This window comes from Ruegeria sp. CDSA241, assembly GCF_059611265.1.
This window is the reverse complement of record NZ_JBXWPF010000014.1, coordinates 15,728-42,204: the sequence shown is the minus strand read 5'-3', so window position 1 is coordinate 42,204 and position 26,477 is coordinate 15,728. Positions and strand designations below refer to the sequence as shown.

Annotated in this window: 28 protein-coding genes; 13 read left to right on the top strand and 15 right to left on the bottom strand. The window is 57.3% G+C overall.

All coding sequences use genetic code 11. The annotated features are described in order from the left end of the window. Positions 1–48: 48 nt before the first annotated feature. Entirely contained in the window at positions 49–543 is a 495-nt protein-coding gene (locus AC2FJV_RS13580; RefSeq protein WP_142638024.1) for a GNAT family N-acetyltransferase, read from the bottom strand. Between the two features lie 71 nt (positions 544–614). Here AC2FJV_RS13580 and AC2FJV_RS13575 point away from each other — a divergent pair, with 71 nt between their 5' ends. Together AC2FJV_RS13575 and AC2FJV_RS13570 are read left to right on the top strand one after the other, a co-directional pair. Further along, a complete protein-coding gene (locus AC2FJV_RS13575; protein WP_496694266.1) occupies positions 615–1,220 on the top strand; it encodes a flavin reductase family protein in 606 nt (201 codons plus the stop codon). Beyond that, complete coding sequence (locus tag AC2FJV_RS13570) at positions 1,220–1,858, top strand: CatB-related O-acetyltransferase (protein WP_496713931.1); 639 nt, start codon at positions 1,220–1,222, stop codon at positions 1,856–1,858. The genes AC2FJV_RS13575 and AC2FJV_RS13570 overlap by 1 nt, the downstream gene beginning before the upstream one ends. 30 nt (positions 1,859–1,888) lie before the next feature. Here AC2FJV_RS13570 and AC2FJV_RS13565 read toward each other — a convergent pair whose 3' ends face one another. Next, entirely contained in the window at positions 1,889–3,523 is a 1,635-nt protein-coding gene (locus tag AC2FJV_RS13565; protein WP_142638018.1) for a SulP family inorganic anion transporter, read from the bottom strand. Positions 3,524–3,824: 301 nt separating this feature from the next. Between AC2FJV_RS13565 and AC2FJV_RS13560 the strand changes: the two genes are divergently transcribed. The 3 genes from AC2FJV_RS13560 to AC2FJV_RS13550 all read left to right on the top strand — a co-directional run bounded on the left by AC2FJV_RS13560 (position 3,825) and on the right by AC2FJV_RS13550 (position 6,495). After that, entirely contained in the window at positions 3,825–4,697 is an 873-nt protein-coding gene (locus tag AC2FJV_RS13560) for an S-methyl-5'-thioadenosine phosphorylase (protein ID WP_496713930.1), read from the top strand. 100 nt (positions 4,698–4,797) lie between these two features. Next, positions 4,798–5,814, top strand: coding sequence for a DUF418 domain-containing protein (locus AC2FJV_RS13555; protein WP_496713929.1), 1,017 nt, complete (start codon positions 4,798–4,800; stop codon positions 5,812–5,814). Positions 5,815–5,865: 51 nt separating this feature from the next. After that, a complete protein-coding gene (locus AC2FJV_RS13550) occupies positions 5,866–6,495 on the top strand; it encodes a LysE family translocator (protein ID WP_496690167.1) in 630 nt (209 codons plus the stop codon). A gap of 4 nt (positions 6,496–6,499) precedes the next feature. Here AC2FJV_RS13550 and AC2FJV_RS13545 read toward each other — a convergent pair whose 3' ends face one another. Next, on the bottom strand, positions 6,500–6,673 hold the full coding sequence (locus AC2FJV_RS13545) for a hypothetical protein (RefSeq protein WP_185956707.1): 174 nt from the start codon (positions 6,671–6,673) through the stop codon (positions 6,500–6,502). A 312-nt stretch (positions 6,674–6,985) separates the two neighbouring features. On the opposite strand from AC2FJV_RS13545, the gene AC2FJV_RS13540 reads away from it, so the two are divergent. Further along, the gene (locus AC2FJV_RS13540; protein ID WP_142638010.1) at positions 6,986–7,525 is read left to right on the top strand and encodes an adenine phosphoribosyltransferase; all 540 of its coding nucleotides are present in this window, start codon (positions 6,986–6,988) and stop codon (positions 7,523–7,525) included. A 12-nt stretch (positions 7,526–7,537) separates the two neighbouring features. On the opposite strand, the gene AC2FJV_RS13535 is transcribed toward AC2FJV_RS13540, so the two are convergent. From AC2FJV_RS13535 to coxB, 11 genes are all read right to left on the bottom strand, one after another. Further along, on the bottom strand, positions 7,538–8,953 hold the full coding sequence (locus AC2FJV_RS13535) for an FAD-binding oxidoreductase (protein ID WP_496694271.1): 1,416 nt from the start codon (positions 8,951–8,953) through the stop codon (positions 7,538–7,540). A gap of 38 nt (positions 8,954–8,991) precedes the next feature. Then, positions 8,992–9,810 (bottom strand): MBL fold metallo-hydrolase, encoded by an 819-nt coding sequence (locus AC2FJV_RS13530; RefSeq protein WP_496694272.1) that lies wholly within the window; start codon positions 9,808–9,810, stop codon positions 8,992–8,994. Positions 9,811–9,914: 104 nt separating this feature from the next. Next, complete coding sequence (locus AC2FJV_RS13525) at positions 9,915–10,499, bottom strand: GNAT family N-acetyltransferase (protein ID WP_271950493.1); 585 nt, start codon at positions 10,497–10,499, stop codon at positions 9,915–9,917. Next, entirely contained in the window at positions 10,499–11,761 is a 1,263-nt protein-coding gene (locus AC2FJV_RS13520) for a M16 family metallopeptidase (protein ID WP_142638002.1), read from the bottom strand. The genes AC2FJV_RS13525 and AC2FJV_RS13520 overlap by 1 nt, the downstream gene beginning before the upstream one ends. Next, entirely contained in the window at positions 11,758–13,146 is a 1,389-nt protein-coding gene (gene thrC, locus AC2FJV_RS13515) for a threonine synthase (RefSeq protein ID WP_496713928.1), read from the bottom strand. Before thrC ends, AC2FJV_RS13520 begins: the two co-directional genes overlap by 4 nt. Further along, positions 13,143–13,820, bottom strand: coding sequence for an SURF1 family protein (locus AC2FJV_RS13510; RefSeq protein WP_496694275.1), 678 nt, complete (start codon positions 13,818–13,820; stop codon positions 13,143–13,145). Before AC2FJV_RS13510 ends, thrC begins: the two co-directional genes overlap by 4 nt. 155 nt (positions 13,821–13,975) lie before the next feature. Further along, positions 13,976–14,791: a cytochrome c oxidase subunit 3 gene (locus tag AC2FJV_RS13505; RefSeq protein ID WP_142637996.1), complete on the bottom strand. Its 816-nt coding sequence runs from the start codon at positions 14,789–14,791 to the stop codon at positions 13,976–13,978. A gap of 22 nt (positions 14,792–14,813) precedes the next feature. Continuing rightward, positions 14,814–15,389, bottom strand: a complete 576-nt coding sequence (locus AC2FJV_RS13500) for a cytochrome c oxidase assembly protein (RefSeq protein ID WP_142637994.1) — start codon at positions 15,387–15,389, stop codon at positions 14,814–14,816. Beyond that, a complete protein-coding gene (locus tag AC2FJV_RS13495; RefSeq protein ID WP_185956706.1) occupies positions 15,389–15,550 on the bottom strand; it encodes a cytochrome c oxidase system small membrane protein in 162 nt (53 codons plus the stop codon). The genes AC2FJV_RS13500 and AC2FJV_RS13495 overlap by 1 nt, the downstream gene beginning before the upstream one ends. Then, on the bottom strand, positions 15,547–16,503 hold the full coding sequence (gene cyoE / locus AC2FJV_RS13490) for a heme o synthase (RefSeq protein ID WP_281995763.1): 957 nt from the start codon (positions 16,501–16,503) through the stop codon (positions 15,547–15,549). The genes AC2FJV_RS13495 and cyoE overlap by 4 nt, the downstream gene beginning before the upstream one ends. 87 nt (positions 16,504–16,590) lie before the next feature. After that, positions 16,591–17,502: a cytochrome c oxidase subunit II gene (gene coxB, locus AC2FJV_RS13485; protein WP_142637990.1), complete on the bottom strand. Its 912-nt coding sequence runs from the start codon at positions 17,500–17,502 to the stop codon at positions 16,591–16,593. A 176-nt stretch (positions 17,503–17,678) separates the two neighbouring features. Between coxB and tldD the strand changes: the two genes are divergently transcribed. The 5 genes from tldD (at position 17,679) to AC2FJV_RS13460 (ending at position 24,675) form a co-directional block, all read left to right on the top strand. Further along, positions 17,679–19,100 (top strand): metalloprotease TldD, encoded by a 1,422-nt coding sequence (gene tldD, locus AC2FJV_RS13480; RefSeq protein ID WP_142637988.1) that lies wholly within the window; start codon positions 17,679–17,681, stop codon positions 19,098–19,100. A 238-nt stretch (positions 19,101–19,338) separates the two neighbouring features. Next, entirely contained in the window at positions 19,339–20,469 is a 1,131-nt protein-coding gene (gene dprA / locus AC2FJV_RS13475) for a DNA-processing protein DprA (RefSeq protein ID WP_281995760.1), read from the top strand. A 150-nt stretch (positions 20,470–20,619) separates the two neighbouring features. Then, positions 20,620–23,253, top strand: coding sequence for a type I DNA topoisomerase (topA, locus tag AC2FJV_RS13470; protein ID WP_496713927.1), 2,634 nt, complete (start codon positions 20,620–20,622; stop codon positions 23,251–23,253). 91 nt (positions 23,254–23,344) lie between these two features. After that, a complete protein-coding gene (locus AC2FJV_RS13465; RefSeq protein WP_281973275.1) occupies positions 23,345–24,049 on the top strand; it encodes a CoA transferase subunit A in 705 nt (234 codons plus the stop codon). Beyond that, a complete protein-coding gene (locus AC2FJV_RS13460) occupies positions 24,049–24,675 on the top strand; it encodes a 3-oxoacid CoA-transferase subunit B (protein WP_142637980.1) in 627 nt (208 codons plus the stop codon). Before AC2FJV_RS13465 ends, AC2FJV_RS13460 begins: the two co-directional genes overlap by 1 nt. A 43-nt stretch (positions 24,676–24,718) precedes the next feature. On the opposite strand, the gene AC2FJV_RS13455 is transcribed toward AC2FJV_RS13460, so the two are convergent. After that, positions 24,719–25,585, bottom strand: a complete 867-nt coding sequence (locus tag AC2FJV_RS13455; RefSeq protein ID WP_271950510.1) for a lytic transglycosylase domain-containing protein — start codon at positions 25,583–25,585, stop codon at positions 24,719–24,721. 352 nt (positions 25,586–25,937) lie between these two features. On the opposite strand from AC2FJV_RS13455, the gene AC2FJV_RS13450 reads away from it, so the two are divergent. Continuing rightward, complete coding sequence (locus AC2FJV_RS13450) at positions 25,938–26,144, top strand: hypothetical protein (RefSeq protein WP_142637976.1); 207 nt, start codon at positions 25,938–25,940, stop codon at positions 26,142–26,144. Between the two features lie 81 nt (positions 26,145–26,225). Then, positions 26,226–26,435, top strand: coding sequence for a hypothetical protein (locus AC2FJV_RS13445; RefSeq protein ID WP_496713926.1), 210 nt, complete (start codon positions 26,226–26,228; stop codon positions 26,433–26,435). The last annotated feature ends 42 nt before the right edge of the window (positions 26,436–26,477 follow it).

Genomic DNA, 26,477 nt, shown 5'->3' with positions numbered 1-26,477 from the left:
CCCTCCTGCCCCTAGAACATCGGCACTTACCGCAACGGTTTCAATAGCTCAGCGGCTCCAGCGGGTTACCGGACCAGTTATTCCGTCCCATCCGCCGGGTATCAGGTCCACGCCCAGAACCCGATCCGGGTTGGTTGGCGGGGGCATCTCGACCCCGGTCAGACGGGTGAATCCAAACCGAGCATAATAGGGTGCATCCCCGACCAACATGACCCTGTCCCAACCCTTGGTTCGCCCGGCCCGCAATCCTTCATGGATCAAAAATCCACCCAGTCCTTCACCTTGATGGGTCGGGTGGACGGCCACAGGGCCCAAAAGCAGCGCGTCCTGATCGCCAACATGCACGGGCCAGAATCTTATTGCACCTGCCAGGATATCCTGCCCGTCCCGCACCACTTGTGACAAGCCTGACATTGGCGGAACATCATCGCGCAGGCGGTACGAAGACAGCGCCTCGCGCCCGGGCGCAAAGCACAGATCGTACAAAGCCTCGACCTCCCACCAATCGTCCGGCTCCTCCGGCCTGATCACGAATTGCTGCACTCTGCCCTCTTTTCCTAGCTGGAATTCGCCCTAGCACTTCGTTACGCCTTGGGCAAACGCTTGGAGACCTTATGTTCTATCGCCCAGAAGACGGCCACGGCCTGCCACACAATCCGTTCAACGCCATTATCACCCCGCGCCCGATCGGCTGGATATCAACCCGTGGCGCGGATGGGACCAACAACCTCGCGCCCTATTCGTTCTTTAATGGTGTGGCCTACACACCCCCGCAGGTCATGTTTGCCTCGACCGGAACCAAGGCCGATCAGGACGGTGGAAAAGACAGCATCGCCAATATCGAGGCAACAGGCGTATTCTGCGTGAACGTTGTCGCCCACGCCCACCGCGACGCAATGAACGCCAGTTCAGCCGCGCTGCCCAAACATGTCGACGAGTTCAAACACGCCGGCCTTACCGCAATCGAATGCGAGACCATCCCCTGCGCCCGTGTCGAAGGTGCCCCAGCCGCATTGGAATGCAAGCTCACGCAGATCGTGACCCTGCCCGGACAGGCGAACCGGGTTGTGTTTGGCGAAGTGACAGGAGTGCATCTGAACGACGACCATATGCGGGATGGCAAATTCGATGTGACGTCTTTCAAACCACTGGCACGGCTTGGCTACCGGGATTATTCGGTTGCGTCCGAGCTGTTCAGTCTTTCAAGACCGGATGACTAATGCCTTTACCTGACGCATCGCGCCGATACCCAATCACATTGCCTGACGGCTCGGACCACCCGGGTACGGTCTTCCTGTCTCAGGCTATCGACCACCCCAGAATAGAAGCCGGTGAATACAGCTATGCGTCGGATTTCGACGCACCAGAGGATTGGGCGCAACGCCTTGCCCCTTATTTGTTCCCGTTTTCCCGCGAAAAACTTGTCTTGGGTAGATTCTGTCAAATCGCCCACGGCGTCCGGTTCATCACTTCATCGGCCAATCACGCCATGAGCGGGGCGACATGCTATCCTTTTCCCGTTTTCGATCCCGAAAAGCTGTTGGAATATCAACCTGACAGGCGCGATACCGTGATCGGAAATGACGTTTGGATCGCATACGGTGCCTTGATCATGCCTGGCGCTAAAATCGGAGATGGCGCCATTATCGGTGCAGGATCCGTCGTGCGCGGAACAGTACCGCCTTATGCAATCGTGACAGGCAATCCTGCAGAAGTACGACGGTATCGGTTTGAGGCCGGTACAATCGGCCGGCTGCTTGCTTTGAAGTGGTGGGATTGGCCAACTGATCTGATTACCGAAGCCGAAAGTGCTCTGCTGTCCGGAAACGTCGATATGCTGGAGCGTTTAGCCCCCTAAAAAGGCGGCCCATTTGGCCGCCTTTCACAATCAGTGCCCACCCAGAATGCCGGTGCGAACAGAATAATCGACCGCCAGCGCGTAATCGGGGTCATCGTCGCTGTCGACCATCAAATGGCCTGCCTTGTTCAGCAGTTTGTGACAGTCACGGCTGAGGTGGCGGAGCATGACGCGCTTTCCTGCGGCTTCATATTTCGAAGCGATGTTCTCGATGGCCTGCAATGCCGACTGATCCACCACACGGCTTTCGGCAAAATCGACAATCACGGTTTCCGGGTCGTTTGAAACGTCGAATATCTCAACAAATCCCTCGGACGAACCAAAGAACAGCGGCCCTTGAATCTCGTAGACCTTTGCGCCTTTTTCCGTCAGTGAATCGCGGGTGATTGCATGGATACGCTTGGCGTTATTCCAAGCATAAGCCAGGGCCGAGACGATCACACCAACAACAACCGCTACCGCCAGGTCCTCCATCACAGTCACGACTGTCACCAGCACGATGACAAACGCGTCCATCAAAGGCACTTTGCGCATGATCTTGAACGAATTCCAGGCGAAGGTCCCGATCACCACCATGAACATGACCCCGACCAAAGCGGCCAATGGAATCTGCTCAATCAGAGGGGAGGCGAACAGGATGAATACCAACAGGAACAGCGCCGCTGCGATACCGGCAATGCGCGTACGCCCACCTGATTTCACGTTGATCATGGACTGACCTATCATGGCACAGCCGCCCATGCCTCCGAAAAAGCCAGTGGCCACATTGGCAAACCCTTGGGCGATACATTCTTGCGAGGCACCGCCACGTTTGCCGGTGATTTCGCCAACAAGGTTCAGGGTCAGAAGCGACTCGATCAGGCCAATCGCTGCCAATATTACGGCGTATGGCAGGATGATCTCAAACGTCTCCCAGTTCAGCGGCACCATCGGGATGTGGAACGGCGGCAAGCCACCTTCGATCGAGGCAAGATCGCCCACCCGTGGGACGTCCAGTCCAAAACCAATCACCAATGCTGCGACGACCATGATCCCTGCCAAAGGCGCCGGGACAATGCGTGTAATGCGCGGCACGATAAGGATCACCGCCATAGTCAGGCCGACCAGACCCAACATGGTAAAAAGCTGAATACCGGAAAGCCATTCGCCACCGCTCATGCCATGGCCCGTGTTTTCCATGCTGCCGGGAACTTTGAACTGGCCCATCTGGGCCAGAAAAATCACGATGGCCAATCCGTTCACAAACCCCAGCATCACTGGATGTGGTACCAGCCTGATAAAACGCCCCCAGTGCATCGCCCCTGCGATCAGCTGCAGTATTCCCATCAAAACAACTGTAGCGAAGAGGTATTCGACCCCATGTTCTGCCACCAAGGCAACCATCACCACGGCCAGGGCCCCGGTTGCGCCCGAAATCATACCCGGACGCCCACCGATCAGTGCAGTAATCAGCCCCACCATGAACGCAGCATACAAACCAACCAGAGGATGCACGCCCGCGACAAACGCAAAGGCCACCGCCTCAGGGACCAAAGCAAGTGCAACCGTCAGGCCGGACAGCAGCTCGATCCGAAGGCGCGAGACGGTCAGGCCCTCATCCGGAACCCAACGAAGATCAGGTTTGGCGATACGATTGGCAAAGCTTGCCAGCATAGCTCGGGGCATAGGGCGTCCTGTTGGTTTATGGGTTCGCGCGAAAAAGGGACTTCTATCTGTGAACCGGTTTTTGAGCCACCGCATCAGGCGGGAGGCTGATATGCGCAGCACGCATAGCACATATCTCGCGAATAGGTGAATTGATGTCGGTTCGTTGCCGTCACACCTTGGCTTGATGCTCTGCCTGGCTCGGATAGCAACGACCCGAACCCCTGCGAAAAAGTGATAGAACCACTGGGCGTTCACCCTTGTCAAACCAGGCAGCCCAGCGCACAAATCATTGAACAAGCACCGTAATCGGAGAAAACCAGTGACCCAGACCAAGATTGCCGTCATCGGCGGATCAGGCATTTACGACATCGACGGATTGGAGAATGCGCAATGGGTCTCGGTTGAAACGCCTTGGGGTAAACCTTCGGACCAAATACTGACCGGCGCGCTGAACGGGATCGAGATGGCGTTCCTGCCTCGCCACGGGCGTGGCCACATTCATTCGCCGACGGACGTGCCCTATCGCGCCAATATTGACGCGCTGAAACGTCTGGGGATCACGGATGTGATCTCGATCTCGGCCTGCGGATCATTCCGCGAGCATATGGCGCCCGGAGATTTTGTTGTCGTCGACCAGTTCATCGATCGCACCTTTGCGCGGGACAAAAGCTTTTTTGGCTCTGGCTGCGTGGCCCATGTCAGCGTTGCACACCCGACCTGTCCACGTTTGTCAGATGCTTGCGAGACGGCTGGCAAGGCCGCCGGCATCACCATTCATCGCGGCGGCACCTATCTGGCGATGGAGGGGCCGCAGTTCTCGACACTGGCGGAATCCAAAATGTACCGCGAGCATTGGGGCTGCGATGTGATCGGAATGACCAACATGCCCGAGGCTAAACTCGCCCGAGAGGCCGAGCTTTGTTATGCCTCGATCGCCATGGTCACCGACTATGACAGTTGGCACCCGGACCATGGCGAGGTCGACGTGACCGCCATTATCGCCACCCTGACCGGGAACGCCGAAAAAGGCCGAGCGCTGGTCAAGGGCTTGCCAGAGTTGCTGGGGGCAGAGCGCCTGCCCTGCCCGCACGGGTGTGACCGGGCGCTGGAATACGCGATCCTTACCGCGCCAGAAAAACGTGATCCGGCGCTGCTGGCGAAACTGGACGCAGTCGCGGGGCGGGTGCTCTAGCGATTGGTATCAGCACCTATTCCGGTCGGCCGCATCAGTACTTAACCGAAAGGCAGCCTTTTAAGTTCGGTACGGGCGGCAGGGAACGAAGAGGATAGGAATGAAACGGCTCGAGGCCCTGGACGCCGCACGCTTTCTGGCATTTTGCGGCATGGTGCTGGTGAACTTTCGCATCGCGGCGCAGGTCAAACCGACAGATGACTGGGCATCGGCGCTTGTCGATGCACTGGAAGGTCGTGCTGCTGCATTGTTTGTCATTCTGGCCGGGATCGGTATTGGCCTGTCCAGCCCTTCTGCTGGAATTCTGTTACGACGGGCTGCATTTCTGTTCGTACTTGGCCTGATCAACATGACCATGTTTGAGGCCGATATCCTGCATTTCTATGCATTGTATTTTGTTGTCGGCGCGGCGTTTCTGTCCTCGTCCATCTTCGGTTTGTGGCTTGGCGCATGCAGTGTCGTTGTCCTGGCGGTTCTCGCCAATCTTATCTTTGACTATGATCAGGGATGGCACTGGGTTTCCCTGACCCATACCGACCTGTGGACGATACCGGGCTTTGTACGAAACTTGCTGTTCAATGGTTGGCACCCCGTTCTACCTTGGGCAGCGTTCTTGCTGATCGGTATGGCGATTGGGCGATCGCAACTACAGACGGTCTGTGTTCAGCACCGGTTGATCATGTGGGGATTTGGCGCAGCCGTTCTGGCCCTATTTCCGCAAAAGCTGACAACCGATCCTGACTTGGCCGCCTATCTGGGCACTCAATCCATCCCTCCGGGGCCGTTTTACATTTTGGCCGGGGCTGGAACCGCCTGCGTGGTGATCGGCCTGTTGCTAAAGCTCTGGCCGCGGATTCAGGAGCTGGGCGTCGCACCGGCACTGACTGCGCCCGGACGGCAAAGCCTGACGCTTTATATTGCGCATATCGTAATCGGGATGGGCATTCTGGAAGAGGCCGGCCTGCTGGACGGATCGCTCAGCGCGCCACAGATCGTTGGCTACGCCTTGGGTTTCTGCGTGCTGTCCTCAGGATTTGCGCTGCTATGGTTCCTGCGCTTCAGACGCGGACCACTTGAGGCGTTGATGCACCGCGTGACCCGGCCCTCAGGGGCTTGACCTTTGCCCATCACCAAAGCTTGATACTGGCGTATCTTAATCGGAGATCACATGCCCTTTGACATCTGGCTGGCCTTTGTAGCCGCATCCACCGCTTTGCTGCTGATCCCCGGCCCCACCGTGCTGCTGGTGCTCAGCTATGCGCTGTCCAAAGGCCGCAGCGTTGCCGTAGCTTCCGCCACCGGGGTGGCGGTTGGCGATTTGGTGGCCATGACGGCCTCATTGCTGGGATTGGGGGCGTTGGTGCTGGCCTCAGCCGCGTTGTTTTCTGTCCTAAAGTGGGTCGGCGCGGCCTATCTGGTCTGGCTGGGCATCAAGTTACTGCGCAGCGCCCCATCGGCGGGGCTGCAAGCGGTTGAACCCGGCGCAGATATCACTGCGCGAGGCGTCTTTGGTCACGCGGCCGCTGTAACCGCCCTGAACCCCAAATCGATTGCGTTCTTTATCGCCTTCGTGCCGCAATTCCTGCGCCCTACCGAACCTTTGGGCCCTCAATTCGCGATCCTGATAGGCACCTTCGTCGGGCTGGCCTGGTTGAACGCATTGGCCTATGCCCTTTTGGCAGATCGGCTGCGCCATATGATCGGCCGCGCAAGCACCATTCGCGCATTGACGCGTTTCGGGGGGCTGACCCTGATCGGTATGGGGATCGCCACGTCAATCCTGCGTCGCCCGGCCTGAGGGCCTAATCTACAGCGTGATCCTTCATAAATCCGCGAATAAACCGCCTGATTTCCCGCGCCGCCGACGTGTCGAGTTCCCTGCACAGCTCTACAAAAGCATCGCGCTCGCCACGATCCAGCCGCAGAACCAGCTGGCTGTCCTTTTTGACTGAAATCTTACGATCTGTCCCTGACATGCACTTTGTCTCCAAAAGACTTCAGAAGAAATAAAACGTATATACTTAGTATATATAAAACATATGATGGGCAGCTAACAACCTTGCGGAATCTTTGCAAGTAGCCTGTGTTCAATTCAGGTAATTCTTTTTCGGAACCAACGCATTGGCTAAAAAAGACGACGTCTTGGGAAACCTATCTGGTTTTTTCGGTGAGATAGGCAATCGCACGTTCTAGGAAGATTGCAAGCCAGCACGTTCATTCTGTTCTTGCATGACCGTCCCCGATGGGCCAAACAACCCAGCGTGTTTTGACGCCAGAAGGGGTTGGTCATGTCAAGAAACAAGTCGGTCAAGGATTACATCCGAACCATCGTCGATTTTCCGCACGAAGGGATCATGTTTCGGGATGTCACCACCTTGTTTGCAGACCCGCGCGGGTTTCGTATGGCGATTGATCAGATGTTGCACCCCTATGCCGGCGAACAGATCGACAAGGTTGTGGGGCTTGAGGCGCGCGGTTTCATATTGGGCGGCGCCATCGCTCATCAGCTGAGCGTCGGTTTCGTCCCCATCCGCAAAAAGGGCAAGCTGCCCGGCACAACAATCAGCCAGGATTACACGCTGGAATACGGCGAGGCTATCGTCGAGATTCACGATGACGCCATCCAACCGGGTGAGAAAATTCTGGTCGTGGATGACCTGCTGGCCACCGGAGGCACCGCCGCCGCCGGGATCAAACTGATCGAACGGCTGGGCGGCGAGATCGTGTCATGTTCCTTCATCATTGACCTGCCAGAACTGGGCGGGCGCAAGGTTCTGGAAGAGATGGGCATGGATGTTCATGTCCTGTGCGAATTCGAAGGACTCTGACGGATCCCGCACTTACAGCCGCAGGACCGCGCCGGGGTTCATGATCCCTTTGGGGTCCAACGCCGATTTGATCGCCCGCATCGCGCTCAATTTGACCGGATCGCCATATCGCTCCAGATCTTCGGTCTTCAATCGCCCGATACCGTGCTCTGCGCTGACAGAGCCCTGGAACTCATGCACAAGGTCATGAACGGCTCTTTTTACCTTCGCACTTTCGGCGTCATACTCTGACCGGGAATGCCCGTTTGGCGGAAACACATTGTAATGTAGGTTGCCGTCGCCCAGATGCCCGAAACAGTTCACCCGATACGGACCAAGCGCGGCCACAACATCTGCACCACGCCGGATAAATTCTGGGATGGCCGAGATCGGCACCGAGATATCGTGGCTTGAGACCGACCCGATCAGCCGGTTTGCATCCGGAATACGCTCGCGCACGGCCCACATGTCCTGCCGCTGCGCCTCGCTTTGTGCAATCACCGCATCGGTGACCAGCCCACGTGCCTCAGCGGCCTCGTACAGCACCTCAAACGCGGTTTCAGGTGATTGGCCCATCGACAAGCCAATCTCGATCAGTACAGACCATTCGGGCGGCTCGGCAAAGGCCTGCCGCGTGTCTGGCAGAACCTCACTCAGGAACAAAAGACCCTGTTGGTGAAGCAATTCAAATGCACTGACGCTGTCCCCCATGAGGTCCCGCGCCAGCGCCAGAAAATCAACCGCCGCTTCGGCAGAGGTGACCTGAACCATGGCCGTTCCAACCGCCTCAGGGCGGGGAAACAGCTTGAGTGCCGCCGCAGTGATGATCCCTAGCGTCCCTTCGGCTCCGATCAAAAGATTGCGCAGATCATACCCGGTATTGTCCTTTCGCAACCGGCTGAGCCCATGCCAAATTTCGCCGCTTGGTAGAACCGCCTCAAGGCCCAGACACAGGTCACGGGCGTTTCCATAGCGCAACACGTTAACTCCCCCTGCATTTGTCGACAGGTTCCCTCCGATCCTACATGACCCCTGTGAGGCAAGGGAAAGTGGAAATAACCGGTTCGCGCCTTCGGCAGCCGCCTGCACATCTGCAAGGATCACACCACCTTCTGCAATCATCACATTCTCTGTCGGATAGACAGCCCGGATCGCTGTCATCCGCTCTAGCGAGATCAGCAAAGGCGCAGGCCCGTCTGACGTCACCTGACCGCCAACCACACCGGTGCCGCCCCCATATGGCACCACCGGGACCGATGCCTCGGCAGCCAATCGGATCAGAACCGCCACCTCCTCGGCCGTTCTGGGCACCGCAAGCACCCCCGCCTGCCCGGAAATCCGACGGCGCGGCTCCTCGAGATATCGCGCGGTGACCGGTCGCAGCACTTCATCCGGCAAGGCGGCGCGAATTGATTGGGCGAATTGATCGTCTGCGGGATTCAGGGTCATGCCCATTCCTTGCCCAAGGCAACAGGTCCCGACAAGCCCTATTCCAACTCGATCAGGTATTGCGGCTCTAACACAACCACCGTTGGCCGGTCCGGAAGTGAGCGCAGGGATACGGTGATTTCCGACACGCCATCGCGCTCAACCGGGAAATCGCCCCTGACATCCGCCAGAAACCGATCCAGCGAATAGTCTGAAAACCAATGCATCGGAATGATGACCGAACTCTTCAACCGTTTCAGAACTGTAATCATTTCGGGCAGCGGCATGGTCGTCCCACCATCCACCGCTGCCATGACAACATCCAACCGTCCAAGGGCCGCAAATTGCGCGTCCGACGGAATGTGGTGCAGATGACCCAGATGCCCAATGCACAACCCGGCAACCTCAAACACAAAGATCGAATTGCCACGTTCTTCGACCCCGCCATAGACGGACCGGATATCGGTCGAGACATTGCGCACCAACATCTCTTCCAGATCCAGATGATGTTCGATCCCCTCCCCGAACACGCCCCACCCTTCCAGCACATGCGGAATGGCAGGATCGGGATGCGCGGTCCAATGCGTGCCATGGGCGTGGTTCATCGTCACCACATCGGGAATCAAACTGGCCCCGCCGATGAAGCCGGTGAAATCTGTCACGGCGTTCAACCCGCCCGGTGTCTGGATCAGAAAAGACGCATGCGCGACATAGCTGATCCGGACGGAATACTCCGGCACCGGATCTTGCCACCCCGCTTTATGCAGGTATTCGATCCCTGGTGCCGCATCCGCAATGGCGATGCAATGGCTTGGCCGCCGCTCCTGTGCCACAGCCCCGCCCGAGATCACCATCAATGCAAAAACCACCCAGCGCATGACGTGATTGTAGCGCAAGAGCCCGCCAAGTCATGCCCCTAGTTCATCTGGCCAAAAATACCTCGGGGTTTGGGGCAGAGCCCCAATGGCCTCACCGAGGCCACCTACCCGGCTTCGGTCTTCCCGCGCCGGTCTGACCGCAGGCAGGCATATAACACATGCGTTCGCCAGCGCCCGTCAATCTGCAGATAGGACTGCGCCACGCCTTCGTATTTAAAGCCCGAGCTTTCCAGCAATCCGCGCGAGGGTTTGTTTTCGGGCAGGCAGGCCGCCTCGATCCGGCTCAGGTCTAAACGCGTGAAGGCATGATGGACCACCGCGCCAATAGCCTCGCGCATATACCCGTTGCGAGCAAAGGCTTGGCCCGTCCAATAGCCCAGGGTCCCCGCCTGTGCTGGGCCACGGCGCACATTGTCCAGCGTGATCGCACCGACCAGCAGGTCATCAGATCGCCGGAACAGAAATAACGGAATCGCCGTCCCACTCGCAACCGAGCGCTGCGCCCAGTAGACACGGTTAGTAAAGGATTTCCGGCTCAAGTGGTCCGAGGCCCAGATCGGCTCCCACTGGGTCAGAAAGTCTCTGGACGAGCGTCGCAGCGCCGCCCAGTCGTTAAAATCGGAGTGCACGGGCGGGCGCAAGCTGAGCCGCTCGGTTTCAAGTTTCAGCTTGCGTCTGCCCAGAAGCATCACGCCGCGCGCCTCTCCTGCAAGTCCGCGAGTGTGGGTGCACCTGATACCGGACCATACAGCGCCAGCGCCGCTGGCGCTTGTGCTGCTATCTGTTCAGCAAAGCTGCGGACATCTTCGGTGCTGACCGCGTCAATCTTGGCGACTGTATCCTCAAGCGACGGCACCCGTCCCCAGATCTGCACCAGACGCGCCAGACGCTCGGCTCGGTTCGAGGGGCTTTCCAGCCCCATCAGCATTCCGGCCTTCATTTGCGCACGAGCACGGGCGACCTCTTCGGGGCTCATATCCTCGGCGGCACGTTTCATTTCGTCAATGGTGATCGTCGCCAACTCACCGATCTGATCCGCAGATGTGCCCGCGTAGATCGTGGTTGTCCCGGTGTCGGCATAGGCGCCGGCCTGGGCAAAGATCGTATAGCAAAGCCCGCGTGTTTCCCGCACTTCCTGAAACAAGCGCGAAGACATACCCCCGCCCAGCGCGGTCGAATAAATCTGCGCGGTATAGATCGCGTCGTCGCGATAGCCGGGGCTTTCCAGCGCCAAAGCGAAATGAGCTTGCTCCAGTTCTTTCTCCTGCCGCGCCTCACCACCGGTAAATCGGGCCACTTCAGGGATCAAACCCTTTCGTGGTTGCAGGTGACCAAACATCTCTTCGGCCGTTTTCATCAGTGCATCGTGATCCACCGCACCAGCAGCGGATAGGATCATCTGTTCAGGGCCATAATGCTCGGCCACGAAACCCGACAGATCCTCGCGCGAGAATGCGCTGACGCGTTCAGTGGGGCCAAGTATGGTCCGGCCCAAGGGCTGATCGTGATAGCTTTGCTCTTGCAGCCAGTCAAAGATTACATCGTCGGGCGTGTCATAGGCCTGACCGATTTCCTGTAGGATCACACCGCGTTCGACCTCAATCTCGCGCGGATCGAAGATCGGGTTCAGGACGATGTCACCGATGACATCCATCGCCAGCGCCACATCGTCTTTTAGAACGCGCGCGTAATAGGCCGTCACCTCGCGCGAAGTATAGGCGTTGATATACCCGCCCACATCCTCGATCGCTTCGGCAATTTGCAGCGCGGATCGCCGTTTGGTTCCCTTGAACGCCATATGCTCAAGGAAATGGGCTATGCCATTCTGTTCGATCCGCTCATTGCGCGCACCGGCGGTTACCCAGATGCCTATGGCCGCAGATTGCAGCCCCGGCATATGTTCACTGACGATACGGAAGCCGTTCTTCAGTTGGTCTTGTCTGACAGTCACTCGGCGATATGCCCTTTGATATGATCCTCAAGGGCGCCCAGATCATTGGCGATGCGGGTCACCCGTTCCGGACGTTCATACAGATCAGACATGCGAGAGGGAAGAGGCGGATGTACGCCACTCGCCTTCTCGACCGCAGCCGGGAACTTGGCCGGGTGTGCGGTCGCCAAAGTGATCATCGGGACGTTCGCGTCGCGGTGCTCCTCGGCAACTTTGATACCCACGGCAGTATGGGGGCAGACCAGTTCGGTGCTGTGGGCCAGCGTGGCTGTGATCGTCGCCAGTGTTTCCTCTTCGGACACGCGGCCCGAGTCGAAGCTTTCGCGCAACGCTTCCATCGCGCCTTGGCCGACATTGAAGCCGCCCGTCTTCAGCTCGTCCATCAGCTGAGCCACAGAATTGCCATCCTCGTCATAGGCATAATACAGCGCCCGTTCAAAGTTCGAGCTGACCTGAATATCCATCGAAGGGCTGATCGAAGGGATCGTGTCTCCCTTGAAATACCCTTCACCTGCCAGACACCGATGCAGAATGTCATTCTGGTTGGTCGCCACTACCAACCGGTCAATCGGCAAGCCCATGCGTTTGGCCAGGTAGCCCGCAAAGATGTCCCCGAAATTACCCGTAGGCACGGTAAAGCTGACCTTGCGATGTGGCGCGCCAAGGCTGACCGCAGCTGAGAAGTAATAGACGATCTGTGCCAGCACGCGGGCAAAGTTGATCGAGTTCACCCCCGCCAGTTTCACACCGTCACGGAAGTCGAAATCGTTGAACATATCCTTCAACGCGGCCTGACAGTCGTCAAAGTCCCCGTCGACGGCCAGAGCATGCACATTGCTGTCCGCAGGTGTGGTCATCTGACGACGCTGCACCTCGGAAACGCGGCCATGCGGATACAGGATAAACACGTCTACCGCATCCAGCCCCCGGAACGCCTCAATCGCGGCCGAACCGGTATCACCGCTGGTCGCGCCCACGATAGTCACCCGATCCCCGCGACGCTTCAGCGCCACCTGGAACAACTGACCGATTAGCTGCATGGCGAAGTCTTTGAAGGCCAGTGTCGGGCCGTGAAACAACTCCAGCAGGAAGTGGTTCTCGTTCAACTGCTTCAACGGTGCGCGGGCGTCATGGCCGAACCCTTTATAGGCGCGGGCAATGATCTGTTTGAACTCATCTTCCCCAAATGATCCGCTGACATAGGGCCACATCACGCGAAAGGCGATGTCCTCATAAGACAGTCCTGCCAACGCGGCGATTTCATCGTGGCTCAAGACCGGGATTTCAGCGGGCAGATACAGGCCTCCGTCGCGGGCCAGCCCGGTCAGCATCGCCTCTTCAAAACTCAGTTCGGGCGCCTGCCCGCGGGTTGAGACATATTTCATTGCGCTTCACTTTCTGATGGGGCGCGACCGCGCCACAGGAAATAACCAGTCATCGCAGCCCAGACCAAAGCCAGGCCAAACCATGTGATTGCGTATCCCAGGTGATCATTCGGGATGCCTGCTGTATTCACCGGCAAAGGTGTCAAATTCGGATCGGTCCGGGATCGTGCGATTACCAGAACCGGGTCGGTTCCCAGAGCTGCAGCAAGATTGGGAACATCGCGGGCAAACCAGATATTGGCATCCACATCTGGCTCGGGCGTATAGCCGTCGATCTCATCCGGCCAGTGCAGATTGCCCGTCAGTTCGATCTGCCCGGTTTGTCTTTCAACCTGTTTGGCAGTGGCTGGGATAAAACCGCGATCGACCAGAATAGTCCGGTCGCCAGTATCGAAAGCTTGGATAACCCGATAGCCAGCGCCTACTTGTTTCACCGAAACCAGAACATGGATTTCACCCGGCTGCATCTCACCCTGGACGAAAACCGGTAGGTACTTGTCCCGTGTCTCGGAAGGCTGCTGCGGCAGGGAAACAGGCTCGGCAGAGATCCGGTCGTTAATCTCGGCCAACACGTCTTGTTTCCACCCAAGCCGCTGTACCTGCCAGACGCCCAGCGATACAAGTACGCCCAGACCGGCGAGCCCGAAGATCAGCAGGAAAGTTATGCGGCGCATGGCGGGGTCAAACCTTGTTGCAGAAACCGGCGTCTTGTTAAGGGCGGTGTGAACTGAATTGCAACCACCCATTTGTATCGGGTGCAATCTTGCACCCTGATAGAGAAAAAGCCGCCCTTGGGGGCGGCTTTTGCAATTTTGTTACCGGTCCGACGTCAGATCAAAGGGGCTTGTCCCCAGATATAGACTGCGAAGAACAGGAACAGCCAGACAACGTCAACAAAGTGCCAGTACCAGGCCGCGGCCTCGAAACCGACGTGCTTTTCCGGTGTGAAATCACCCTTCAGTGCCCGGATTAAACAGACCGACAAGAAGATGGTGCCGATAATCACGTGGAAGCCGTGAAAGCCGGTTGCCATGAAGAAGTTCGAATAGAACTGATCACCACCGAATTTCCAGCCCTCATGGGCCAGCAATTCGTAGTACTCAAAGCCCTGCAGAGCGGTAAATGCGATGCCCAAAACGATACCAATAGCGAGGCCGTTGATCAGCGCCTTCCGGTCATTGTCATGCACCAGCGCGTGGTGTGCCCAGGTGATGGCACAGCCCGAAAGCAGCAAGACCAGCGTGTTGATCAGCGGCAAGTGGAACGGGTCAACCGCGTGGATATCCGGCTGGATGTACTCGGTGCCCGCATAGTCGTACATCGGGTACATACGGTGTTTGAAGAACGACCAGAACCAGGCGAAGAAGAACATCACCTCGGACATCACGAACAGGATGAACCCATAGCGCAGGCCAATGCGCACGACCGGCGTGTGATCGCCTACACGGCTTTCGGCCACCACTTCGGACCACCAGGCGAACATGGTGTAAAGTACCGCAACAAGACCGGCCCAGAACATGTAGGAGGTGACGCCGTGCATCCAGAGGACGGCCCCGAACAACATTACAAAGCCGCCCGCGGCGCCGATCAGTGGCCAGATCGAAGGGGTCAGAATGTGGTAATCATGATTTTTTGCGTGTGCCATCAGCGTCCCTCACCTACAGGCGTTAGTTCTTGTTTGTATCAGCCTGAACATCAAGGGCGGCATAGCCCTCGGGCAGGTCAATTTCGTAGAATGTATACGACAGAGTGATCGTATGCACATATTTGGCTTCCAGATCCTCGACCATTTCGGGATCGACGAAAAAGCTCACCGGCATCTGAACCCGTTCTCCGGGTTGCAACACCTGTTCTTCAAAACAGAAACAGGCGATCTTCTGGAAATACCCACCGGCCGAATAAGGCGCAACGTTGTAAGACGCCTGACCGGCAATCGGGCGGTCCGTGGGGTTATATGCCTCATAGAAGGCCAGGCCCGTTTCACCGATGCGGATTTCCATCTGGCGCTCGACCGGCTTAAATTCCCAGGCCATGTCTTTCGCCTTTGAGGCGTCAAAGCGAACGGTAACAGTGCGCTCAAGGATGTCCTCTGGCGCGGCTTCAGCCACTCCGGTTGTGCCGCCATACCCGGTGACCCGGCAAAACCAGTCGTAAAACGGTACCGAAGCCCAGGCGAGGCTGCCCATCAGAACAACAACGCCGACGGTTTGCACGACGGTTTTTTGCGGCCCCGTGAGCGCCATCAGTTCTGCACCTCTTGCATGGCCCTATTAAAATCGGTCCCTGAGACTTTGACGATCGTCAGCCCAAAGATCAGCACGATGAATGCAGCAAGCGTCAGGCCAACGCCCAGATTTCGGCTGAACCGACGTTGATGCAACTCATGGCTTTTGCGCAGGCTCATGCCCAGCCTCCCAGCCCGTAAGGCTTCAGCAGTGCTTCGGCAAGGATCGCGCCGAAATGCAGGAAAAGATACAGCAGCGAGAGCTTGAAAAAGCCACGCTCAACTTTGAAGTTATCAGCCTCGGAGTCATCCTCGGTCCGACGCGAGATTGCCCATGCTCCGCTCAGGAACAACGCGTTCAGTACAATAGCGACGGTCAGATAGATCGGGCCGCCGATTGCCGAAAAGCCGGTTCCAATCGCAAGCACTGCCAGCAGAACGGTGTAGACCAGAATATGCCAGCGCGTCGCCCGCCGACCATGGGTTACCGTCAACATCGGCACACCCGCATCGTCGTAATCCGACCGCATAAACAGGGCCAGCGCCCAGAAATGCGGCGGCGTCCACATGAAGGTGAGGGCAAACATCAGCCAAGGTTCGACGGACATGGATCCGGTTGCAGCGACCCAGCCGATGACCGGCGGGAAAGCCCCAGCTGCGCCGCCAATCACGATGTTCTGTGGCGTCGAACGCTTGAGCCACATCGTGTAGACAACGACATAGAAGAAGATGGTGAAGCCCAGAAAGGCTCCGGCGAACCAGTTGGTTGCAAGACCCAACATGATCACCGACAGGCCGGACAGTGCCAGGCCCAAGGCCATCGCTTCGCCCTCTTGTACCTTGCCCGACGGTATGGGGCGACCTTTGGTGCGCTTCATAACGCGGTCGATATCTGCATCCCACCACATGTTCAGCGCGCCGGATGCGCCACCTCCGATGGCAATGAACAATATCGCGCAGAACCCAACGAACGGATGTACCGGTACCGGCGCTGCCAGCAGACCAACAAGCGCCGTGAATACAACCAGCGACATCACGCGCGGCTTCAGCAGGGCGAAGTAATCGCCAAAGCTGGCCTCATTCGCATACGCTTGGGCGGTCGTTTGGCTTGCATTGATGCTTGCGTCGCTCATCTCGGGTCCTTTTGGGGCGAAGGCTGTGCGATCTCTCGCACAGCCTGCATCTAGTAGCAGGCGGGACGCATCCCACCCTTACTGAAATCAGTTCGAAGCGACCTGATAGTTCTGCGGCAGGCCCGCATACTCGTCGATCGCACCTTTCAGCCAAGCGTCATACGCCTCTTGGCTGACAACTTTGACAGTGATCGGCATATAGGCATGGTCCTTGCCGCACAGTTCCGAACACTGGCCGAAATAGATGCCTTCCTTTTCGGCCTCAAACCACAGCTCAGCCAGGCGTCCGGGTACACCGTCCTGCTTCACACCGAAGGACGGAATGGTCCAGGAATGGATCACGTCGGACGCAGTAACTTGCATCACGATGACCTTGCCAACCGGGACAACAACCGCTGTGTCGGTGGCCAGCAGCCACTCATCGTCGCTATACCCTGCGTCTGCCAGCTTGGCCCGCATCGCGTCATCCAGGACAAATGCCGTCACGTCCGCATCGGCGGGGCGAGTACCTTCGTCCAACGTGGCTGGGTGGCCGAGCAGATAGCTGTCGAATGCAAAATCGTGATCGACATACTCATATGTCCAATACCACTGGTTGCCGACAACCTTGATAACGACATCACCTTCGGGAATTTCCTGCTGCTTGAACAGAACCGGCAGAGAGAAAGCACCGATGAATACTAGAATCAGAATCGGACCCAACGTCCAGACGATCTCGACCGGAGTATAGTGCGAGAATCGCGCCGGGGTCGGGTTGACGCGTTGATTATAACGCATGATGCAGTAAACCAGCAGGCCCGCAACGAATATGCAGATCGCGGTAATAATCACCAGAATCATATTATCCAGGCGATGAATCCCCTCGGCAAGGCTTGTGGCTGCAGGCTGGAATCCTATGCCGCCGTCAACCGGCTGACCGATAATCTCAAGCTCCTGAGCCATGGCGGGAAGGCTGGAGAGGGCTGTCATAAGCCCCGAAAGCTTCAAAGCGTTCTTCATTTTCTGTCCTGATCGTTTGATCTTTGCGTCCCTGGCGAAAAGGTGTGAATCGGCCACACCTCACCCGTTGTCTTTGGCCGCGTTAAAAACCATATTCCTGCGGGTAGATAAAGCAAAATGCTTGCGTCAAACAGACGCTATTTTTGATCTGGATCAAACTCGAAAGGTCCCAAGAGATGCCCAACGACCCGTTTCGCCCGTTTGAAAGCGCTCTTCCACATGACGAAGCGCTTGCGGTACTGCAATCCGCCACCGCCGGGGCCGAGGACGGAGAACTGTACGTTGAACGCCGGAAATCCGAGTCTCTGGTCTTTGATGACGGGCGCTTGCGGACCGCTTCTTATGACGCGTCCGAAGGTTTCGGCCTGCGCGCCGTACAGGGCGAAGTGGCAGGCTATGCGCATTCAACGGACGTCTCGATTCCTGCCCTGAAACGGGCCGCCGAGACCGCGCGGCTGGCGGTCGGTGATGGTGGCGGAACGCTAGCTGATGCCCCCCGGGCCACCAACAAGCGCCTTTATACAGACGAAGACCCTATCGAATCTGCCAGTTTCCCCGTCAAAATCGAAACATTGCGCGAGATTGACGCCTTTGCCCGTGATCTTGATCCGCGTGTAGTACAGGTCAGCGCCACTATTGCTGCTGCGGTGCAGGAAGTTGAGATTCTGCGCCCTGACGGCATTCTGGTCCGCGATGTCCGCCCCATGACCCGGTTGAATATCTCGGTCATCGTGGAACAGAACGGCCGTCGTGAGAGCGGCTCGACCGGTGGAGGTGGCCGGATCGGCCTGGACGGGCTGATCGACCCAACCGACTGGCAGGATAAAGCCCGCGAGGCCCTTCGCATCGCCATGGTCAACCTCGAGGCTGTTCCCGCCCCTGCGGGCGTGATGGAGGTAGCACTGGGCCCTGGCTGGCCTGGCATCTTGCTGCACGAAGCAATTGGCCACGGCCTTGAAGGGGATTTCAACCGCAAGGGCAGTTCCGCCTTTGCCGGGCTGATGGGTCAACAGATCGCCTCCAAAGGCGTCACGGTCGTTGATGACGGCACAATCGCCGACCGGCGCGGATCAATCAGCGTCGATGATGAGGGCACACCCAGTTCGCGCACGGTGCTGATCGAAGACGGCATCCTGACCGGATATATGCAGGATCGCCAGAACGCCCGTCTGATGGGTGTTGCGCCAACCGGGAATGGGCGGCGTCAAAGCTATGCCCATAAACCAATGCCACGGATGACAAATACAATCATGCTGGGTGGCGATGCCGATCCCGCCGCTTTGGTAGCCGATATAAAGGATGGCATCTGGGCCGTAGGCTTTGGCGGCGGTCAGGTGGATATCACCAACGGCAAATTTGTGTTTTCCTGTACCGAGGCATACCGGGTTGAAAACGGCAAAATCGGCGCGCCGGTCAAAGGGGCAACATTGATTGGCGATGGCCCCTCTGCCCTCAAACGCGTTCGCGGGTTGGGCAACGACATGGCCTTGGATCCGGGAATGGGCACTTGCGGCAAGGATGGTCAATGGGTGCCTGTGGGCGTTGGCCAACCTACGGTCCTGATGGATGGGCTGACGATTGGCGGATCGGCGGCCTAATTAGAATCGGTCACTGCTTCCAAAGCGCAGGGTTAACGCCCGCTTTGGATATGCATTGATACTTTGCGGAGAGGTGTTTTCCGACTTCCGACTCGGCTGTATTTTTTGCCGTTGATTTTCAACAACCTACGCAACTGAGACACCCGAGCCTCGAAATATATCCGGAAAATTTGACGGGATTCACACGCTGTTAACCCTGGCAGCCGTAAACCAGTTCTGCAATCAGACGGAGCAACGGATGACCGAAGAGCAGCTTTCTTCCAATCACCCCACACTCCCACCCACCACGGAAGAGGATCGGTTTTCCTGGCTTCGTCTGTTGCGTTCTCGCAAAGTGGGCCCGGCGACGTTTCGGCGGCTGCTTCGCGAACATGGCTCGGCGCAGAATGCGCTGGCCGCGCTGCCGGAAATGGCACGCGCTGCCGGAATAGAAGGGTATGAAATCTGCCCGCCCGGCGTGATTGAGGCGGAACTCAAGGCTGCAAAAGCTGCCAATGCGCGGCTTTTGTGCCTAGGGTCCGCCGATTTCCCATCCGCTTTACATGATCTGAATGATGCTCCGCCAATGTTGTGGGCAATCGGTGACACCTCTCTTTTACAGCGCCCCTCGGTCGCTATGGTCGGTGCCCGCAACTGCTCATCTCTGGGCGCGCGAATGGCGCGCGGATTGGCGACCGATCTGGGAAAACAGGGTTATGTGATCGTTTCTGGCCTGGCCCGCGGGATTGATACCGCGGCGCACCTAGCCACGGTTGAAACAGGCACCATCGCCGTTATGGCGGGGGGGGTCGACGTGGTTTACCCTGCTGAAAATACCGATCTTGCCGCTGAAATCGCAGGTTCCGGGCTGCGCGTCTCGGAGCAACCCATGGGCGTCACGCCACAGGCGCGCCATTTCCCGCGTCGCAACCGGATCATCTCGGGCCTGGCAAAGGCCGTTATTGTGGTCGAAGCCGCCGCCAAATCCGGCAGCCTGATTACAGCGCGCGACGCCTTGGACCAGGGGCGCGATGTTCTGGTCGTACCCGGGCACCCCTTTGACGCGCGTGCGGCCGGCTGCAACCTGCTGATCCGCGACGGTGCTACTTTGATAAGGTCTGCAGAAGATGTGATCGAAGCGCTACCGCAGCAAGCGAACCTATTCGAACCCCAGCAAATGCTCCAAAAGAATTTACCCCGCACACCATGCTCAACCAATGACCTGGAACGCCTAATTCTGACCCGGCTCGGCCCCTCTCCTATCGCCGAAGACCAGTTGATCCGCGATGTTGAGGCAACGGCGGGTGAAATTGCCCCGGTTTTGGTCGATCTAGAACTGGACGGACGTATTCAACGCCAACCCGGGGGTCTTCTGTCATTGACCGCCTGAGTGTTGGATATCCAATCTTACACATGTATCCCATTGAAATCGCGTATAAATCCTTGCTTTCAAAGGAACGCATTGACAATTCGCTCTTGCCCTACACATCTTGCACACTCATAGAAGGCGCCAATTCCGTCGAGCGAGGTTTCCCCTTAAATGCCTGTAGTTGTTGTAGAATCCCCTGCCAAGGCCAAAACAATCAATAAATATCTTGGCCCGGACTACACGGTTCTGGCGTCTTACGGCCATGTTCGAGATCTGCCGCCCAAAGATGGCTCGGTCGATACCGAGGATGAGTTTGCGATGAAATGGGAGGTCGGGAACGACAGCCGCAAACATGTCAAAGCCATCGCCGACGCGCTGAAAGAAGACAACGCCCTGATCCTCGCCACCGACCCCGATCGTGAGGGTGAAGCGATCAGTTGGCATTTGCAGGAAGCACTGACCAAACGCCGGTCGATCAAAAAGGATACGCCTGTCAGCCGGGTGACCTTCAACGCCATCACTAAGGACGCAGTGACCGAGGCGATGCGAAACCCCCGTCAGGTGGACATGCCACTTGTCGAGGCCTATCTGGCCCGCCGTGCGCTGGATTATCTTGTGGGGTTCAACCTGTCGCCCGTCTTGTGGCGCAAACTGCCTGGTGCAAAATCCGCAGGCCGCGTGCAGTCTGTCTGCCTGCGCCTGATCGTCGAGAGAGAGATGGAAATCGAGGCGTTCAAACCAGTGGAATACTGGTCGGTGCGCGCCCTGTTCGAAACACCCCGTGGTCAGACCTATGAGGCACGCCTGGTCACACTGGCCGGTAAAAAGCTGGACAAGCACGATCTGTCCAACTCAACCCAGGCCGAACTGGCGGTGCAGGCGATCACCAGCCGCGCGCTCATTGTCACTTCGGTCGAGGCGAAACCCGCCGCTCGAAATCCCAGCGCACCCTTCATGACCTCGACCCTGCAGCAAGAGGCCAGCCGCAAGTTCGGCATGGGTGCGCGTCACGCGATGCAAGTGGCACAGCGCTTGTATGAGGCCGGCTACATTACCTATATGCGAACCGATGGCATCGACATGGCCCCCGAGGCCGTGGCGGCTACGCGCGAGACCATCGCCGACCGCTATGGCGCGGAATATGTGCCGGACAGCCCTCGCATCTATAAGAACAAGGCAAAGAACGCGCAGGAAGCCCACGAATGCATCCGGCCTACGGATATGACCCGCGATGCCAAAGCGCTGAAGGTAACAGACGACGATCAGCGCAAGCTCTATGACCTGATCTGGAAACGCACCATTGCCTGCCAGATGGCCGCTGCCCGGCTGGAACGCACAACTGTCGAAATCGGAAGCGAAGATGGGCAGGTTGGCCTGCGCGCGACCGGTCAGGTGGTGATGTTTGACGGGTTCATGCGTGTCTATGAAGAAGGCCGCGATGATGTCGCCGATGAGGATGACAAACGCCTGCCCCAGATCATGCAGGGCGACCCTGCACGGTTCTCTAAAACCACGTTGCGGGATCAGTTCACCAAAGCGACAAGCGATGGCACGGACCGGGCCGCGAAAGAGGCCATTCTGTCAGACAATGAATCAGTTCTGGCGCTGCAACATCACACTCAACCGCCGCCGCGCTATACCGAGGCGACGCTGGTCAAGCGGATGGAAGAGTTGGGGATCGGGCGACCGTCGACCTATGCCTCGATTGTCACAACGATTCAGGACCGGGAATATGTACGCAAGGACAAGAACCGGCTGATCCCCGAAGAAAAGGGGCGGATCGTCACGATTTTTCTGCTGAACTTCTTCCGTCAGTATGTCGGTTATGAATTCACCGCCAATCTGGAAGAACAGCTGGACGATGTGAGTGCAGGTGATCGGGACTATAAGGATCTGCTGAGCAAATTCTGGCGCGACTTCTCGGCCGCGATTGGCGAGACATCGGAACTGCGCATTTCCGAAGTGCTGGACAAACTGGACGAAGCACTGGCACCGCAGCTCTATCCGCCACGCGAGGATGGATCTGACCCGCGTGTCTGTCCGAAATGCGGCGCGGGCCAGTTGCACCTGAAAACTTCACGCACTGGCGGGTTCGTCGGCTGTGGCAACTATCCCGAATGCACCTATACCCGTCCTATCGCCGGTGAAGGTGCCGAGGGAGAAGAGCGCCTGCTGGGTGAAGATTCAGGTGATGATATCTGGCTGAAGACCGGTCGGTTCGGACCTTATGTTCAACGTGGAGAGCCAACGCCTGAGAACAAGAAACCTCCGCGCGCCTCGCTGCCACGTGGCTGGAGCAAGGATGATATGGATCTGGACAAGGCGCTGACATTGCTATCCCTGCCCCGCCAGATTGGTGAGCACCCCGAGGGCGGTATGATCAGCTCGAATTTCGGGCGGTTCGGACCATATCTGATGCACCAGCTGGCGGATGAGGCCAAACCGGTTTATGCAAACCTCAAAGACCCCAATGACGTGTTCGAGATCGGCATGAACCGCGCGGTCGAATTGCTTGCTGAAAAGCGCTCCAATCCGGGACGCGGACGCCGGGCTGCGGCCAAAGCGCTGAAAGAACTGGGGGAACATCCCGATGGTGGCGCAATGCAGGTCCTGGATGGGCGCTATGGTCCATATGTGAAGTGGGAAAAGGTCAACGCGACCATTCCCAAGGACATCAAACCCGAGGACGTAACGCAGGAAATGGCCATCGAACTGGTCAATGAGCGCGCGGCCCTCAAAGGGACCAAGAAAAAGGCGGCGCCCAAGAAAAAAGCCGCCAAGAAGACAACCAAGAAGGCCGGTTAGGTAGAAATACCACCCTTCGCCCGGTTTCATTGACTTCCCCGTGACGTGACGGCACAACCTGCCCAACACCATCTCATTGGGGGAGTTTTCCATGAAGAAAATCTATGCCAATGCCAACGAAGCGCTCGATGGCGTGCTTTCGGATGGCATGTTGATCGCCGCTGGCGGGTTTGGCCTGTGCGGGATTCCCGAGCTGCTGCTTGAGGCAATCAAGACCTCGGGTGCCAAAGACCTGACCTTTGCCTCGAACAATGCGGGCGTGGACGATTTCGGTATCGGTATCCTGCTGCAAACGAAGCAGGTCAAAAAGATGATCAGTTCATATGTGGGCGAAAACGCCGAATTCATGCGTCAGTACCTCAGCGGTGAGCTTGAACTGGAATTCAACCCTCAAGGCACCCTGGCCGAACGGATGCGCGCAGGTGGTGCCGGGATCCCGGGTTTCTACACAAAAACGGGCGTAGGCACTGTTATTGCCGATGGGAAAGAACACAAAGACTTCAACGACGAGACCTATATTCTCGAAGAAGGTATTTTTGCAGATCTGGCGATTATCAAGGCGTGGAAAGCCGACGACACCGGCAATCTGGTGTTCCGCAAGACCGCCCGAAACTTCAACGTGCCCGCCGCCACTTGCGGTAAGATCTGTGTGGTCGAAGTTGAAGAGATCGTGCCCCGTGGCTCTCTGGACCCTGACATGATCCACCTACCTGGAATTTACGTGCATCGCATCATTCAGGGCAATCACGAAAAGCGCATCGAACAGCGCACCACCCGCAAGAAGGAGGACGCATAATGCCCTGGGACCGGAATCAGATGGCCGCCCGCGCGGCGCAAGAGCTGGAAGACGGCATGTATGTAAACCTCGGCATCGGTATCCCGACGCTGGTGGCAAATTATGTTGGCGACAAGGATATCACCCTGCAATCCGAAAACGGAATGCTTGGTATGGGTCCCTTTCCTTTCGAGGGCGACGAAGACCCGGACCTGATCAACGCAGGCAAGCAGACGATCACCGAACTGTCTCGGACTGCTTATTTCGACAGCGCTACGTCTTTCGCCATGATCCGGGGCGGCAAAATCGCCGCGGCAATCCTGGGTGCCATGGAAGTGGATGAAAAAGGCGATCTGGCCAACTGGATGATTCCCGGCAAGCTGGTCAAAGGCATGGGCGGCGCGATGGATTTGGTTGCAGGTGTCGGACGTGTGATCGTGGTTATGGATCACACCAACAAACACGGTGAATCGAAAGTGCTGAAAGAGTGCACCCTGCCGCTGACCGGCAAGGGTGTTGTGGATCGCATCATCACCAATTTTGGGGTTCTGGATGTGGTCGATGGCGGCCTGAAGATCGTAGAGCTCGCAGATGGTGTCAGCGAAGATGAGATGCGCGCCGCGACACAGGCGACGATTGTCGACTGATCAATTCACCTAATGGCAAGGCCCACTTCAGTGTGGGCCTTGGTCAATTAAGAGCCTGAAACACGCACCCGTCAGAAATCAACTCGGGCGGTGTCGAACACAGCGCTCGCGCCACCTGAAAAGCCGCGAGAACCTTGGGCACATAGTCCCGTGTTTCCGCATAAGGCGGTACACCACCATGTTTGCGAACCGCACCCTCGCCCGCATTATATCCGGCCAGGACCAGGATCGGGTCGTTTCCAAACTCTTCCATCAGCCAGTTCAGGTATTTCACTCCGCCCGAGATGTTCTGCCCCGGGTGAAGGCTGTCCTCGACCCCAAATCGTTTCGCGGTCGCGGGCATAAGCTGCATCAGCCCCTGCGCCCCGGCCGAACTTTCCGCCTTCTCCCGGCCTGCCGATTCAACCGAGATGACGGCCAGCACCAACGCAGGCGACACATTTGTCCCTACGGTCGAGCGTAAAATGTCGATCCCCTGCCGCTGAGCAATATTCTGAAGCGTCTGCAATCGGGGCGAGGCTACGTTTATGGCGGCTAGCGCATTTATCGAATCCTGCAAACGACCCGAACTGGCTTCATCTATCCCGGGTGAGATCCTGTCCCAGAACGCTTTATAAGACCCGACGGGTTTGTTTTGCGGCGAAATTCCCGGAAGCCCCGGAGGCGTAACACGTGTCCTCGCGATAATCTCAGGAACTACGATCTCAGCCCCTGTGCTGGGCGCCGAAGGTGCTGAGGCATGTTCTGTAGGCGATATCTGAACGGTAATGCGCGGGCGCTGACCGGGCTTGGCTGCTTTGATCCGTTTATATACACCACGCGGTTCGACTTCGTTGGCGGGGACAGACACAGGTGCGGACACCACTGCCAGCGCCAAGCCGGCGCAAGTTATTGCGTTCCGGAGATTCATTTGCCTGCCTCATGTTCTCTTTTGCGTCGATTTGAACCCCGAATCTGTCTGTAAGGCCAGAAAAACAATGTGAATTGGGGCAATTTCGCCTCATTTGGCGCCATTTTGCATCGGGTTTTATCGGTACTCGTACGAAGGGATTATTTTTATTTATTTAATTTCAATTAGTTAATCGGAAAGCTACCAAAAAGTTAAGCTGAGGCACAAAAATTTGGGGTTTGGCCCAATTCCTGCCACGCCCAACAGGCAAACATAATGCCATACCGAGACGATCGGGAGCGGACTGAGAGACGAAGCTCTGGAAGACGCCGAGGTTCATTAGACTTATTAGATCCTTTAGGAGGGACGTAACATGATCAAGTTCATCAAGAACTTCACCACTGACGAAGACGGCGCCGTAACAGTAGACTGGGTCGTTCTGACCGCAGCTGTTGTTGGCCTGGCCGCTGTTGCTTGGACACAGGTTAGCGACGGTGTCGACGATCTGGCTGGCGACATTGACACCGCCCTGACGGGTGTTGTTGTTACTGCACCTAACGCGGGCCCAACAACCCCGTAATTATTTAGATAGAATTTTGAAGGGGGCTGCGCTCGTCAGATCGCGGCCCCCTTTTTTATAGAAAAAAGACGAGGTCCTGCGATGAAGGATATTTCAAAATTCTTATCCGGGGAACATGGCGCAATCACCGTTGATTGGGTGGTGCTTACTGCTGCGCTGGTCGGCCTTGGACTTGTCACCGTATTCAATTTGACGGGCGGGGTACAACACGTCGATACCGAGACGGGTAACGCACTTCGCGGTATAGAGGTCTATTCTGCGAATCAGGAACAGGCATCGGAATCAGATTGATCAATCTGGCACTAAGGACACGGGCGTCAAAAAAATACTTCA